The following is a 14921-nucleotide window of genomic DNA, read 5'->3' as shown; positions in this document are numbered from 1 at the left end:
ACTTAGGTCACATACTTTGACGGCTAGGCGAGGAACCCCATGACGGAATCGACCGGCGAAAGCGGACCAGCGCCGACAATGTCTCGACGCCAAGTGAACGAAGCATTCGGCGGAATCCTCATCGGAATGCTTGTCGCCGTGTTGTCGACGTCGGTGATCAACACGTCCCTCCCGCGCATCGTCACCGATCTCCATGGCGATCAGACGACCCTTACCTGGGTCGTCACCGGATCACTGCTCGCAGTCACCGTCTGCACACCGATCTGGGGCAAGCTGGCCGACCTCTTCAGCCGTCGACTTCTACTGCACATCGCGCTCCTGATCTTCATGGTCGGCTCACTTGCGGCCGGTTTCGCGAGTGAACCCACACTGATGATCGCAGCGCGGCTGGTTCAGGGAATCGGAACCGGCGGGCTGATCACCCTCTCTCAGATCGCCATCTCGGACATCATCAGCCCTCGCGAACGCGGCAAGTACATGGGCGTCCTCGGGGCTGTCGTCGTGGCAGGCACCGCCGGCGGACCTCTCGTGGGCGGCCTCGTCACCGATACCATCGGCTGGCGTTGGAACTTCTACATCGTCATTCCCTTTGCGGTAGTCGCGATGATCGTCATCCAGTTGAAGCTCATCCTGCCGAGACGAAAGGGCACCGGACGGATCGACTACATCGGATCGGTCCTTCTCACTGCCGCGATCTCGACACTCCTCATCTGGCTCTCGCTCGGCGGCAAGGTATTCGAGTGGAACTCCGCGGTGTCCTGGTGCATGGGCATCGGCACAGCGGTGCTGATCGCCGTGACGCTGGTTGTCGAGAGCAAGGTGAAGTACCCCGTACTCCCCCTGCATATGTTCCGCGGAAAAACCTTCACCCTGTCGATCGTTGCCAGCGTGTGCGTCGGGATAGTCCTCTACAGCGTCGCCATTTTCATCAGCCAGTACATGCAACTCAGCCGAGGCGCATCGGCCACCGGAGCGGGCCTGATCACGCTCCCCCAGGTCGCCGGAAACCTCATCGCATCCACTGTCGTGGGTGGGCTCATCTCGCGCACCGGGCACTGGAAACCATGGCTGATCACGGGAGCATCTCTACTTACCGTGGCCAGCATCCTGCTCTCGACCTTGCGAGTCGACACCAATATCGTCGTGCTCTTTCTTGCTTTACCGCTCGTCGGTCTCGCCCTCGGCATGCTGCTGCAGAACCTTGTCCTTGTTGTACAAAATGCCACGGACGTGCGCGAAATCGGCGCGGCCAGCTCGGCCGCCGCATTCTTCCGCAGCTTGGGCGGCGTCCTTGGCGTGACGATGCTCGGAGCATCCCTCTCTGCGCGAGTCGATACCGAAATCGAGAACGGGCTACAAGAATCCGGTATCGCGAGATCGGCAAGCGGACTGACGGAGGGGGCACTCCCGAACATCGACACGTTGTCAGATCCCGTACGCGACATCGTCGAATCGGCATACGGGCAGGGAGTCGGGGAGGTATTCCTCATCTCGATTCCGTTTGCCGTCATTGCCCTGATCTGCGTCATCTTCCTCCCGAATGCCGTTCTCGGCACCAAGACCGGTATCGAGCAACTAGCGGACATCGAGCAAGACGAGCCGGCGGACGCCTCCACTACCCTCAAGGTTCCGTAGTCGCATCACCACTCACACGGCCGGTATCGTCGTGGCCATGGCCCAACTACCTCCCGACGCGATCAGTGTCCGCGTGGACAGTTGGACGTGGGCTGTCCGCCTCTTCAAGACCCGGTCCCAGGCTGCGGCGTCGTGCCGATCCGGCCATGTGCGGGTGAACGGAACTTCGGCAAAAGCTGCTCAGCAAGTGAAAGCCGGCGACGAGGTTCGGGTACGCGTTTCGGGCGTCGAACGCATCGTGGTCGTGGTCAAGCCCATCACCAAACGAGTTGGCGCAGTGCTGGTCGACGATTGCTTGAAGGACATTTCACCGCCGCCCCCACCCCCGGAATTGCTGGCGTCGATACCGATGCGCGATCGCGGAGCGGGCCGCCCCACCAAACGTGAACGACGCGATCTCGAGAAACTACGGGGCATCGATCTCTGAACTTCGATGGCGTCAATCTCCGCATAACCATTGACATTTCTGCCCGGTGACGCGAAAGTCGAAACATGACAACATGCGTTGTCATGTCCGCGCGAGAGACAGAGGTCACCGGAATGACCAACGATGCAGATACGGTTTCCGAGAAGTCGGTCAGCAATCCCGAGCCGCGAACACTTCGAGCTGCTCCCATCGGACCCGGCTCCCTGACGTGGTTGCACTTCGGCGACATTCGCGGCTTGCTGTACCTCGCACGCGCTGGAACCCTTCAGAATATGCATCCAGCGGTCAGCGGTGCGCTGCAAGATCATTCGAACTTCTTCACCGATCCTCTCGATCGGCTGTTCCGCTCGCTTCCCCCCATTTACGGCGTTGTGTACGACCGGAACGATCACGGCACCGGAACGCTCGTCCGTAACTTTCACACCGAACTCAAGGGAACCGACGAAACCGGCCGGCGGTATCACGCACTGGCTCCGGACACTTTCTGGTGGACCCACGTTACGTTCTTCGAGGTAATCCTCGATTTCAACGAGCGGTTTGCGTACAAGAAATTCACCGAAGAACAGAAGGATCAACTCGTCCGCGAAGCCGTAACGTGGTGGCGCTGTTACGGTCTCACTGATCGGCCGGCTTTCGACAACTACGCGAGCTTTCACGCATACTGGGAAGACATGCTCGACAATCAGTTGATCAATACCCACACCACCAAGTGGTCGACACGCGTCGCCGAACACCGAATCGCCCCACCACCCAAGGTGCCACGTTGGGCGTGGACGCTCATCTCGCGCCCGACGGTTGCTGCCTCGAACTGGATCTGCAAGGCACTGATGCCCGACAAGGCACGTCAGACCCTCGAATGGGAATGGACTGCGCGAGATGAGCGCATATACGTCTGGTTCGCGCGCTTTCTGACGTTGTCGGATCGTTTCTGGCATCTTCTACCACTTCGCGCACGATATGCACCACGCGCGTATGCCGGGATCCGCAATCACGGCCTCGAAACAGGCTGACGCAGAACCGTCTTGAGCTTCTCGGGCTGCGTCCGGCGTGCATCACTGAGGTAGATCTCGTGATGATCACCGTTGAAACTCAGATTGTTCGCCGGAATGAAGGTGTGGTGCAGGCGATCCAAGGTCGGAGCTTCGTCGTCGTACGACCCGATGTGGAGGATCTGCACAGACAGGCCCTCCTCCAGTTCGAGGAACCGCACCTTGTCGAGAGCTGCGAGGTTCTTCTTTGCACCGACTGCGGTAATCGAGGCAGTGAGTTCGGCTGACGTGATCCACTCCGGTTGCGAGATCATCATCGTCCAGTCCCACGACGCTTTGTCGCGCGTTACGAACGCCTCGGGGTCGTCGGCCCGCCACAATCCTTCGAGCGGGCCAACCACATAGTCCCGGTCCAGTTCCTTCTTGCTCGCAAATTTGGTGGCATAGGACACTGCATAGAGCGCTTCGAGCGCCTCGGAGTACTCGGTGGCGGTATTGGGATCACCGTGGCCATCGACGGCAAAGTAACTGAAACGCGGCACGGTCACCAGCGAAAAATCGCGCCGACTCGGTGCATACAGTTCCTTGTATGCCTTTTTGACGTCGAACTTTTCCATGTGCCACCCACCTGGTCTCGGGTCGAGTTCCAACGCCTCGCAACCTATCCGAAGGTACCGACGTCCAAATAGCGGACCGCCGTCCCCTTGTTAATAGACCACTGGACCTTTACTCTGGACGGGGTGACTACACCACCGGCGACCGAAGTTGCCCACGTCCAGCGCCGCAAGCCACTGAGGATCGTCGCCATCAGCGCGATCGTCGCCTCGATCTTGGCATTGCTGTTCGCCTATCCCTGGTGGAGCTTGGTCATTCGACCGGACTGGCCGGGCGCCGTGACGATTATCGGCACCGTCGTGTTTGCTGCCCTCCTGATCGCCCTGCCCGCCAGCATGGTGCTGAGCAACGGACACACCGATCGTGATCGACTTCGACTGGTCGGCGATGCGCTCCTCGGAATCATCTGGGTCGTGTTCGTCTGGACATTGCTCGGCGAGGTCTTGCGGCTCGGCCTACTCGTCGGCGGGGTGGAGAACCCACTTCGCGGACGCGTTGTTGCCGTTGCGGCACTGATCATCTCGGCAGCTCTACTGATCTGGGGTTATCGCGAAGCGATGCGATTGCCACGGATCAAGCACGTGGACGTCACGATTCCGCGCCTCGGCGCCGGCATGGACAAGCTTCGTGTCGTCGCAATCACCGACACCCATTTCGGTCCGATCAACCGGGCGAAGTGGTCGTCTCGGGTTGTTGCCGCCGTCAACGAACTCGACGCGGACATCGTGGCCCATGTCGGAGACATCGCCGACGGAACAGTCGAGCAGCGACGCAACCAAACGTCTCCGCTCAGTTCGGTGGACGCCAGGCTTGCCCGCGTCTACGTGACCGGCAATCACGAGTACTTCCATGAAGCACAGGAGTGGCTCGACTACATGACGTCGATCGGCTGGGACTCGCTCCACAACCGCCACATCGTTGTCACCAAGGGCGACGACAGTCTGGTGATCGCCGGCGTCGACGACGCCACCGCATTGGGGTCACGGCTGGAAGGACACGGTGCGAACTTCGAGGATGCATTGACAGGAGCCGATCCTGAACTGCCCATCCTGATGCTCGCCCATCAACCGAAGCAGGTTCCCCAATCCGCTTCTGCCGGAGTTGATCTACAGCTGGCCGGACACACCCATGGCGGTCAGATCTGGCCCTTCAACTTCCTGGTCAAACTCGATCAACCGTCAGTGTCGGGGCTCAGCCGTCACGGCGAACGCACCCAGCTGTACACGAGCCGCGGCACGGGATTCTGGGGCCCACCGTTCCGAGTCTTCGCGCCGAGCGAGATCACCGTACTGACCTTGCACAGCTCCTGAGATGTCAGTCAGCTCGTTCGGGTTGCCGCCCGTGCCGACAACCCGACGAGTTGATTGACCAGACCTTCCCGGAGCCCCGTGGCAAACATTTCCGCGGCGGGTGGCGCGTGCATCTCACCCAGAACAACAGCCATGGACTTTGCCGGTTCAGCGTATGGCCACATTCCTGCGACGATCACCAGAGTTGCCTTGGCAAAATGTGCCGCGTCCTCATCTGCAAGATCAGGCAATTGCGAATGCACAAGTGATGCAAGCCGAGTCGTGTTGACCGCTGCACGTTTCTTGAAGTCGCGGGCAAAGTCCTCCGAAATGTTCTTCTCGAGAACACTCCCCATCACGCTCAGCAGTTCGCACAGCAAACGCTGAGGGACAAGCGATTCCGCGATGGTCGACGCCAGATGGATCTCGGCGGCAAACGGCGAGCTGTCGTCGGTCGGGATCACCGAGGCTTCCAAACCGTCGAGCCACGCCACCCAGTTCTCGTCCAGAACTTCCAGGAAGATGGCCTCACGACTGTCGAAGTACCGCAGCACATTCGACTTTGCCAGTCCGACGGTTTCACTGAGTTCACGCAAACTGATGTCTGCAACGGACCTGGATCCGAGTAGAGCGCGGGCGGTGTCGAGAATGGCGCATCGCCGAGCCTCGATCTGCTCCGGTTTGCGCGCGCGCTGAAATCCGTGAGTCGCCACCATCCGGCCAGAATATCAGACCACCAGTCTATTGTTATCTGCCCAGCGAATCAGTTCTCCGACGGCGAGCGCCGCGGCAGAGCACTCCTCGACGCCAATTCGCGGCGCAGCGCATCAGTGTCGACGGACGTGAGATCGACGCCCTGCGCCCGCGTAGCCAATGATCGAACCTCCTCGGCCAGATCCGCCACCTGTTCCGACGTCCACGCAGTGCGGCGGTTCACCGACTTCGACGATTCGTTCATCGGGGAAGTCTGACACCACCGCCTGCGCCGGGACGGCAAAACCCCTTCCGGTTACACAGGTTCAGCGCTCAGAATCCTCAGAGCCTCCGGCACTGCTTCGATCGTGATCGGTAGCGGCCCCACTCGGTCACCGTCGGCGTAAGCGATGATGCCCTCGGAGATGAGCCGGACCTTCTTGGATCGGTACGTCGACACCGCGTCCAGATGGATGTGCGTTCCCTTGTAGACCCGCGGAAAGAGGCGCACCAGACGCAGCCGTGAACCATGCCCGACAACAGTCAGATCCAGCAAACCGTCGGTCTTGGATGCACCAGGCGTAATGAGCATGCCGCCGCCGTAGGATCGCCCGTTACCGACTGCCACGAGCGTCGCATCCATGGTGATCACCTCGTCGTCGAGTTCGATCCGGTACGGCAGCGGCCGCATCTTCGCCAGCTCGGCAAGCATCGCCAGGTTGTAGCGCATTCGCCCCTTGGGCCAGGTCATCTTGTTCGCCCGCTCGCTGACCAACGAGTCGAAGCCACTGGCGATGATTGTGCCTGACCACACAACGGACCCGTCGGCCAGCGTGATCTTCGCGAGGTCTGACTGCTGCACGATCCCGTTGGCAATCACGTCAGCGGCAGCTTCGGGATCACCTGTGGGAATTCCGAATTCGCGGGCGTGATCATTTCCCGTGCCCGCCGGAATGAGTCCGATCGGCGTGTCGGTCAGCGCCGCCGCTTGCAGTCCGATGCTGATGGCACCGTCTCCACCGACCACCACGAGAGCGTCGGTACCGTCTTCGATCGCCCGACGCGCCAATTTCTTGGCGTCGTCAGCATCAGTGCCGATGATCTCGGTGACGGCAACTCCACGTTCACGCAGTCGCGCAACACCTTTGCGGCCGGCTGTGGGCGCATGCCCATGTCCCGCCATCGGATTGATCAGGACGGTTACCTTCTCGATCTGACTGCGGGTTTGGCTCAAGGAATCAGCTTTCCAGGATTGAGGATGCCGGCGGGGTCCACTGCATTCTTTACTGCGCGAAGAATATTCGCGCCCAATTCACCGATTTCGTCCTTCATCCACGGCCGATGGTCCGCACCGACAGCGTGATGATGAGTAATCGTGCCACCGGCAGCGATGATGGCGTCGCTGGCTGCTGTCTTGGCCTTATGCCACTGAGCAATCGGATCTTCGGTCTGAGCGCACACCACGGTGAAGTACAGGGATGCACCGGTCTTGTACGTGTGCGAAATATGGCACATCACAAGCGGCTGGGTGCCCTGCTCGACCAATGCCTTGGTCAATGCCTCTGTGACCGACGAGCGCAGGTTCGCAAGATTGCCCCACGTTGTTGCCGTCTCGAGAGTTTCGCACAGCGCGCCGACGTCGAGCAGTGCGTCACGCAAATACGGTGCATCGAACCGTCCGTGTTCCCAACTGTTTCCAGGCTCAGCGCCGAGCGACGTTCCGCCGTGCGCGGTGAGAATTGCGCGGGCTTCTGCCATTCGCTCTGCGGTATGCGAGGCCGTGCCTTCATAGGTGGTGATGCCGAGGCATCCACCCGTGAAGGCATTTTCGCCGATCTTGTCGGTGGTCGCCAGGTTCACCCCGCTCTCGGCTTCGTCCGACAACCGCAGCACTGTCGGTGCTGACCCTTCCTGGACAAGCTCGCGCAATGCTGCTGCACCGGTTGCGAAGTCGGGAAAACTCCATCCCTCCCGAACCGTCGTCTCCGGAAGTCGGTGAACCCGCACTCGCACATGCGTAATGACGCCGAAAGTACCCTCGGAGCCGACAAACAGTTCCCCGAGATCAGGACCCGCGGCCGATGCCGGCGCTCTACCGGTCTCGAGCACACCACTCGGAGTGACCACAGTGAGACCCTGGACCATATCCTCGAAACGTCCGTAACCGGCCGACGCCTGTCCCGAGGAACGCGTCGCCGCGAAACCACCGAGCGTGGCAAAGAGGAAACTTTGCGGGAAGTGTCCGACGGAGAAGCCGTGCTCGTGCAGTAATTCCTCGGCGCGCGGTCCCGTTGTTCCGCCGCCGAACGTGGCGATGCCGGATTCCTCGTCCAGTGAGACAAGCTGATCGAACCGTCGAAGATCAAGAGAAAGTACCGCGTCGAACCCGTCCCGGATGGGATCCAATCCGCCGACGACGCTGGTACCGCCGCCGAACGGCACTACGGCAATCTTGTTGGCCCCGCAGTACCGCAGAACCTGCTCCACCTCGGCGTCCGTGCCGGGTGTGACTACTGCATCCGGCGCGTCCTGGGGCTCGGTGCTTCGGCGGCGCAACAAGTCCGGGGTGCTCTTGCCACCGGCTCGAAGAATCCGATCCGAATCCTCGGTAGTTATGTACTCCGCGCCGACCACGTCAGCCAGCGCGTCGACGTGCGCCTGAGACAGAGCGGACGGCGTCACTCGCACGTCCCCAATGGCCAGTCGGGATTGCTTCGGGGCCGATACACCAAGAAATCCGGTCAGCAAAGCTACGACCGCGTCCGACAGCTCACGCTTCTTCGCTGGATCGCCCCACGCGTCCCATTGCATCGGCGGTTGCAAGGCAGATTTCTCGGTACTCATGCCTACCAGTGTTACACATCAGTGTGATGTGTAAACATAGGTGGGTCGATCATCCCATTGTCTTGGAACCGTCGATCGCTTCGCGAAGTATGTCCGCATGGCCTGCATGCTGGGCAGTCTCGGCAATGATGTGGAGCAGCGTACGCCGGGCCGACCAGCGCGCACCAGGCTCGAACCACGGCGCAGACGGCAGCGGATGCGAGATGTCGAGACTGTCCAAGGATGCCACCAACTCATCCGTCCTCGCCGCGATCTGCTCATATTCGGCCACAATGCCGGCCAAGGTCTCGTCTCCCACCATGGCAAACTCGTCCACGCGCGCCTGAAGCATCTCCGGCGTGAATTTCGCCGGATCAACATCCCCACCCATACCGGATGGGCCTTCCAGGATGAAATCCACACATCCCCGCTCGGTGTGGGCCACATGCTTGATCAATCCGCCGAGGCACAGTTCACTCACGGTGGGCCGCGACGCTGCCTGTTCGTCGGTCAAGCCCCGAACAGTGACAAGCAGAAACCCGCGATGCTCGCGCAAGGTCTGGATAAGGTCCGCGCGCTCGCCTGTGAGGGTGCTGGTCGATGTGTTCATCGGTTCGTCCTTTGTTTGTGGGATCTTGCCTGTGAAAACAACGGTAGAACCCATTGCGGACAGAAACGGTCCTCATTAGAACTTCTCCACAAAAAAACTCCCGGCATCCGCCGATGAAGGCGGATGCCGGGAGTTCAACCGAACTGGAACGAAGATCAGACGGTGCGAGCCAAACGGTCAGCCAGCAGGCGCGTGAAGTGGGCCGGATCGCTCAACTCGCCACCCTCGGCGAGCAGTGCCATCCCGTACAACAATTGCGCTGTCTCCGTAAGGTTTTCAGCAGAACCATCTGCCGCCTGCGCATCGCGCAGACCCGTTACGAGAGGATGCGACGGGTTGAGTTCGAGGATCCGCTTACTGTGCGGAACCGGCTGACCCGACGCCCGGTACATCTTCTCGAGCGTCGGCGACATACTGAATGCGTCGCCGACGATGCAGGCAGCCGACGTGGTGAGTCGCGTCGAGAGTCGCGTCTCCTTGATGTCGTCTGACAAGGTTTCGGTCAGCCACGTCAGCAGCGCACCGAATTCCTTTTCCTTCTCTTCACGTTCAGCCTCGGCTGCCTTCTTCTCGTCCTCGGTGTCGAGGTCGACCTCCCCCTTGGCGATCGACTGGAAGGTCTTGCCGTCGAAGTCCGAAACGGCGTCGACCCACATCTCGTCGACCGGATCGGTGAGAACCAGAACCTCGAGGCCCTTGGCCTTGAAAGCCTCCATGTGCGGGGAGCTTTCGATGAGGTGGCGAGATTCGCCGGTCATGAAGTAGATCTGTTCCTGACCGTCCTTCATGCGCTCGACGTACTCGGCGAGAGTGGTCACGCCGTCTTCACTGTTGGTCGAGGCGAAGGATGAGATGTCGAGCAACGTCTTACGGTTGTCGGCATCGGCCATCAGGCCTTCTTTGAGTGCCCGTCCGAATTCGGTCCAGAAGGTCGAGTACTTTTCGGGCTCGTTTGCCTTCATGTCCTTGATCGTCGAGAGGACCTTCTTGGTCAGTCGACGACGGATCGCCGAAATCTGACGGTCCTGCTGCAGAATTTCTCGAGAGACGTTGAGCGAGAGATCTTGTGCGTCAACAACACCCTTGACGAAACGCAAGTAGTCGGGCACCAACTCTTCGCAGTCGTCCATGATGAAGACGCGCTTGACGTACAGGTGGATGCCGGCCTTGCGCTCACGCATGAAGAGATCGAACGGCGCCGTCGACGGAATGAACAGCAGCGCTTGGTATTCGAACGTACCTTCGGCCTTCATCGGGATGACCTCGAGCGGCTCGTCCCACGCATGGCTGACGTGCTTGTAGAACTCCTTGTACTCCTCCTCGGACACGTCGTCCTTGGCGCGAGTCCACAGAGCCTTCATCGAGTTGATGGTCTCGGTCTCGATGGTGACCTCGGACTCTTCACCCTCGGCCGGCGTCGACGTGCGAGCGACATCCATACGAATGGGCCACGCGATGAAGTCGGAGTACTTCTTGACCAGTTCCTTGATCTTCCATTCCGACGTGTAGTCGTGCAGGCCGTTCTCGGAATCCTCCGGCATCAGGTGCAGTGTCACGGAACTGCCCTGCGGCGCCTCGTTCACATGCTCGAGCGTGTACGTGCCTTCGCCGGTCGACTCCCAGCGCGTCGCGTGGTCTTCACCGGCGCGGCGGGTCAGCAGCGTCACCTTGTCCGCGACCATGAACGTGGAGTAGAAACCGATACCGAACTGGCCGATCAGTTCCTCGGAAGCTGCGGCATCCTTTGCTTCCTTGAGCTTGCGACGGACCTCGGCAGTGCCGGACTTCGCGAGCGTGCCGATCAGGTCGACGACCTCGTCACGCGACATACCAATGCCGTTGTCGCGGATCGTGAGCGTGCGTGCGTCCTTGTCGATGTCGATCTCGATATGAAGATCGGAGACGTCGACGTTGAGGTCTTTGTCCTGGTATGCCTCGAGACGGAGTTTGTCCAGCGCGTCCGAAGCGTTGGAGATCAACTCACGAAGGAAACTGTCCTTGTTCGAATAGATTGAATGAACCATCAAATCCAGCAGCTGACGTGTTTCTGCTTGGAACTCGAGCTGCTCGGTATGCGCGGTCACTTCGATCCCCTTCTCTTCTCGTTACTGGTCACAGGGATTTTACTTGACCTCGAATGCCCGGGATCGGCGCCCGCGAATCACTTGCTGTGCGCAGCACATTCAGGCCTGCCCGCCCGACTTCTCGACCACCCAGGCTGCGATCTGCGCCCGCGAGTTGAATCCGAGTTTGGTGAGAATGTGCTCCACATGGCCCTGGGCGGTGCGGAGCGAGATCACCAATTTGGCAGCAATCTGTTTGTTCGTCAGTCCCTGAGCGACGAGTTCGGCGACCTCACGCTCACGTTTGGTCAGCACCACCGACGACCCGGTGGGCGTTGCATCCAGAGGTTGCCGGCCGAGCGCAAATGCGACCGCCTCATTCATGCTCATGAGTCGACCTTGACGACGTGCCGTTCCGAATGCCTTCTCTCCCAATGCACGCTGCGTCGTCGCCGCACTTTCCTCATGGTAAGGCTGCAGGGAGGGAAAGACGATCGTAATGCTGCCCACGGAGTGACCCAACTCCTCTGCTGCTCCCATCAGCACGGCGGCGCGTCGAGGATCCGGTTCCGCGGCGGCAATCCAGGCCAACACCTCCAGACATGCCGAGCAGGTGAGTGGATCGTTCACCTGCTCGGTGAGCTGCAACGCCTGCCCGAGCAACGCCACGGCACGATCTTGATCACCCTGCCGCCACACCGCGACAGCCATGGCCCACAGGGTGTACGACCGATAGACCGATTCCCCGTGAGATTCGCAGATCGCGAGCGCTTTTTCGTAACAGCCAACAGACCGCTTCGTTTCACCGAGCAGCTCGTACACCAACCCGAGTATCTGCAGCACGCCCACCTGAAGTGTGAGGTCACCACGGGTGTCGAACACGTCGAGTGCGCTCTCCAGCCCCGAGGATGCGCGGGGAAGATCATCGCGATAAAGCGCCAGCATCCCGTCCAACTGGTCGAGGAGTCCGTGAACAAGGGGGTCGGTGAGGTGCTCGGCAAGAGCGTGACCCTCCTCCACCAACGCGGTTGCTGCCAAAAGATCGCCCTGCACCACTGCCAGGAGGCTGTCTGCGTGTATCGCCCAAATGCGTTCCACCGTGGGCTTTCCGGCGTCGCGGGCCAGGAAAGTATCGAGCCAATGCCGCGACTCGGTGTACAGACCGCGAGTCAGCGAGAAGTGATAAAGCGCGGTGGACATACTCAGTCCGGCGGCGACTCCGTCGTCGTTGTCGGAGAGGCAATACTCGAGCGCCTCCCGCATATTCGGAACTTCCCGGTCTAGCCGATCAATCAACTCGAGTTGCCGGGGACTGATCCATCCGGCTGCCGCGTCGAGCGCCAACTGCTGGTACCAGTCCCGGTGCCGACGACGCAGCACCTCGTACTCGCCGGTCTCGACAATCTTCTCCCGGCCGTAGTCACGGAGCGTCTCGAGCAATCGGAAGTGAACCACTGTGTCCGATTCCTCCCGGATCAGGATCGACTTGTCCACCAGCGACCCCAACGTGTCGAGCAGCCCCTCGGGTGTCAGGTCGCCACGACATATCTCCTCCGCCGCGTCGAGTTCGAAACTTCCCGCGAACACCGACAACCTGCCCCAGAGATGCTGCTCGCCGGGCGTACACAAGTCGTAGCTCCAGTCGATACTCCATCGCAAGGTCTGCTGACGCGTCGGCGCGCCCCGGCTGCCGCTGGTCAGGAGCGTGTAACGATCGTCCAGCCGCTGCAGGATCTGCTCGGGCGACATTGCCCGCAGTCTGGCAGCCGCCAGCTCGATCGCCAGCGGCAGCCCTTCCAGACGCTGGCAGATCCGGGCCACCGTCGCCTTGTTCTCCTCCGTGATTTCGAAGCCGCGCACCGCAGCCGCCGCCCGTTCGGCGAACAACGTCAACGCGTCGTACCGGGGCAAGCCCCGCAGCGACGGTTCCCGATCCGGGTCGGGGACCGCTAGCGGGGACACTCGCAATACGGATTCCCCGCCGATGCCCAGGGGCTCGCGCGAGGTCGTCAGAATCCGCAGCTGCGGGCACGCACGCAGCAGCACTTCGGCCAACCCCGCCACGGCATCGATCACCTGCTCGCAGTTGTCGAGGACCAGTAGCAATGTCCGAGTGGCCAGGAACTCCACCAAAATCTCCGATAACGGCCGCGACGACTGGTCGCGCACGCCGAGTTCTGCGGCCACCGCTCCGACCACAAGCGACTCGTCGTGCAACTCGCCCAGCTCGACCAGCCACACGCCATCGGCGAAATCCCGCTGAACATTGCTCGCGACCCGCAACGCGAGACGCGTCTTACCGACACCACCGATCCCCGTCAACGTCACCAGCCGGGACACCGACAGCAGATTCTTCACCTCGGCCAGCTCGGTGCGACGACCGACGAAGCTCGTCAGCTCCAGCGGCAGATTTCTATCGGCTTTCCGAGCCACTGGAGATGCGGGTGGATGCCATCGCGCCGACGGCGGCTGCGGATCCCGCGGGTCGGCCCCTGGGGCGGCGCGTAGCGCCATCTCATCGACCGGCAAACCGCGGCGGACCTGCAACTCCCTAAGATTCTCACCGAGCACCGACGTAGAAGGACGGTCCCCTGGATCGCGGGACATTGCCTTCTCTATGACGGCACATACGTCGTCGGGGAAACCGTGCTCGCGCATGTCGGGAACTGGCTGCGCGGTGATCCGTAGGAACTGGGCAACAACCTGCTCGCCGCTGCGGCGCTCGAATGCCGCGTGCCCGGTGAGGGCGCTGAACAGAGTGGCCCCGAGCCCGTACACATCCGAGGCGGGACTTGGCGGTTCACCACCGAGAACCTCCGGGGCAGTGAACGCGGGCGAGCCCGTGACAGTGCCGGTCGCGGTCTTGAAACCGTCTGCAATGTGTGCGATTCCGAAGTCCGTCAGGGCCGGTTCACCGTAGTCGGTGAGCAGAATATTGGCAGGCTTGACGTCGCGATGCAGAATGCCGAGTCGGTGCGCGGTCTCGAGCGCCCCCGCCATCTTCACCCCGAGCCGCAGGACTTCCTCCAGGTCGAGCGGCCCGTTCTCGCGAATCTTGGTGTCGACGGACCCTTGACGGTGGTAGGGCATCACCAGATAGGGGCGACCGGTATCGGTGGTTCCAACCTGCAGGACGCCCACAATATTCGGGTGCCCGGTCAGTCTCCCCATTGCTCGCTGTTCCCGAAAGAAGCGTGCCCGATTCTCCTCGTCGAGGTCGGCGGTAAGGACCTTCACGGCCACCGTGCGGTCCAGCCCGGCCTGCGTGCAGCGGTACACCACACCGAAGCCGCCGCGCCCGATCTCACGGGCATCGTCGAATCCCGCCTCTCGCAGCTCATCCGAAATGAACGGAAGCACGTCACGACGCGTTTGGAGTGGATCGTTCTCGTCCATCTGCTACTTCGATTCCGCGGCATCGTCGATGATGCACCGTCGCGTTACCTCTCGATAATGTGCCCACACGGGCCCGGCCGTCAACGCAGCGCGCTTTCGCGACCCGGCCGCAGACGCCCCAAAAAAAGGAGTGCGGTCGGAACGGCCACAGGTGCCGATCAACATACGAAATGTGAGACATATCACTTCATTTTGATGATTAGTTTCAACCCACAATGCCCTACCTGCCACCTATGCAAACGTCCAGGTCAGTGCCCTGACATGTCGAATAGCGCCGACCGTGCCAGGGCTGTAGAACCGATAGCGAGATACTTCAATGTGACTTCGACCACGCCTAAAGTCCACGACCGATCGATAACACCCACTCGAATACCAGTTCTC

Annotated in this window: 12 protein-coding genes; 4 read left to right on the top strand and 8 right to left on the bottom strand. The window is 61.0% G+C overall.

All coding sequences use genetic code 11. The annotated features are described in order from the left end of the window. Positions 1 to 39: 39 nt before the first annotated feature. The 3 genes from RG2_RS15935 to RG2_RS15925 all read left to right on the top strand — a co-directional run bounded on the left by RG2_RS15935 (position 40) and on the right by RG2_RS15925 (position 3072). Positions 40 to 1635 (top strand): MFS transporter, encoded by a 1596-nt coding sequence (locus tag RG2_RS15935; RefSeq protein ID WP_051730358.1) that lies wholly within the window; start codon positions 40 to 42, stop codon positions 1633 to 1635. A 37-nt stretch (positions 1636 to 1672) separates the two neighbouring features. After that, positions 1673 to 2062, top strand: a complete 390-nt coding sequence (locus RG2_RS15930; RefSeq protein ID WP_033232374.1) for an RNA-binding S4 domain-containing protein — start codon at positions 1673 to 1675, stop codon at positions 2060 to 2062. Positions 2063 to 2127: 65 nt separating this feature from the next. Beyond that, entirely contained in the window at positions 2128 to 3072 is a 945-nt protein-coding gene (locus RG2_RS15925; protein WP_230590046.1) for an oxygenase MpaB family protein, read from the top strand. Here the strand turns inward: RG2_RS15925 and RG2_RS15920 are convergent. Then, on the bottom strand, positions 3051 to 3668 hold the full coding sequence (locus RG2_RS15920; RefSeq protein ID WP_033232375.1) for a GyrI-like domain-containing protein: 618 nt from the start codon (positions 3666 to 3668) through the stop codon (positions 3051 to 3053). The two genes, RG2_RS15925 and RG2_RS15920, sit on opposite strands and share 22 nt — an antisense overlap. 123 nt (positions 3669 to 3791) lie before the next feature. Here RG2_RS15920 and RG2_RS15915 point away from each other — a divergent pair, with 123 nt between their 5' ends. Beyond that, a complete protein-coding gene (locus RG2_RS15915; protein ID WP_033232377.1) occupies positions 3792 to 4976 on the top strand; it encodes a metallophosphoesterase in 1185 nt (394 codons plus the stop codon). 8 nt (positions 4977 to 4984) lie between these two features. Here the strand turns inward: RG2_RS15915 and RG2_RS15910 are convergent, their stop codons facing one another. From RG2_RS15910 to RG2_RS15880, 7 genes are all read right to left on the bottom strand, one after another. After that, positions 4985 to 5671 carry a TetR/AcrR family transcriptional regulator gene (locus RG2_RS15910; protein WP_033232378.1) on the bottom strand — a complete coding sequence of 229 codons (687 nt, stop codon included), beginning with the start codon at positions 5669 to 5671 and terminating at the stop codon, positions 4985 to 4987. A 47-nt stretch (positions 5672 to 5718) separates the two neighbouring features. Beyond that, positions 5719 to 5913, bottom strand: coding sequence for a hypothetical protein (locus tag RG2_RS15905; protein WP_033232380.1), 195 nt, complete (start codon positions 5911 to 5913; stop codon positions 5719 to 5721). Between the two features lie 51 nt (positions 5914 to 5964). Continuing rightward, entirely contained in the window at positions 5965 to 6882 is a 918-nt protein-coding gene (locus tag RG2_RS15900) for a diacylglycerol kinase (RefSeq protein ID WP_080711648.1), read from the bottom strand. Then, positions 6879 to 8492, bottom strand: a complete 1614-nt coding sequence (locus tag RG2_RS15895; protein WP_371851321.1) for an FAD-binding oxidoreductase — start codon at positions 8490 to 8492, stop codon at positions 6879 to 6881. Before RG2_RS15895 ends, RG2_RS15900 begins: the two co-directional genes overlap by 4 nt. 49 nt (positions 8493 to 8541) lie before the next feature. Continuing rightward, a complete protein-coding gene (locus tag RG2_RS15890; RefSeq protein WP_033232650.1) occupies positions 8542 to 9081 on the bottom strand; it encodes a DinB family protein in 540 nt (179 codons plus the stop codon). 155 nt (positions 9082 to 9236) lie between these two features. Continuing rightward, complete coding sequence (gene htpG / locus RG2_RS15885) at positions 9237 to 11165, bottom strand: molecular chaperone HtpG (RefSeq protein WP_033232382.1); 1929 nt, start codon at positions 11163 to 11165, stop codon at positions 9237 to 9239. Between the two features lie 99 nt (positions 11166 to 11264). After that, complete coding sequence (locus RG2_RS15880; RefSeq protein WP_033232384.1) at positions 11265 to 14540, bottom strand: protein kinase domain-containing protein; 3276 nt, start codon at positions 14538 to 14540, stop codon at positions 11265 to 11267. Positions 14541 to 14921 lie beyond the last annotated feature (381 nt).

It is taken from the genome of Rhodococcus globerulus NBRC 14531 (assembly GCF_001894805.1).
Taxonomy (GTDB): Bacteria; Actinomycetota; Actinomycetes; order Mycobacteriales; family Mycobacteriaceae; genus Rhodococcus_F; species Rhodococcus_F globerula.
The sequence above is the reverse complement of the archived record's forward strand: the minus strand, read 5'-3'. Positions and strand labels throughout refer to the sequence as shown.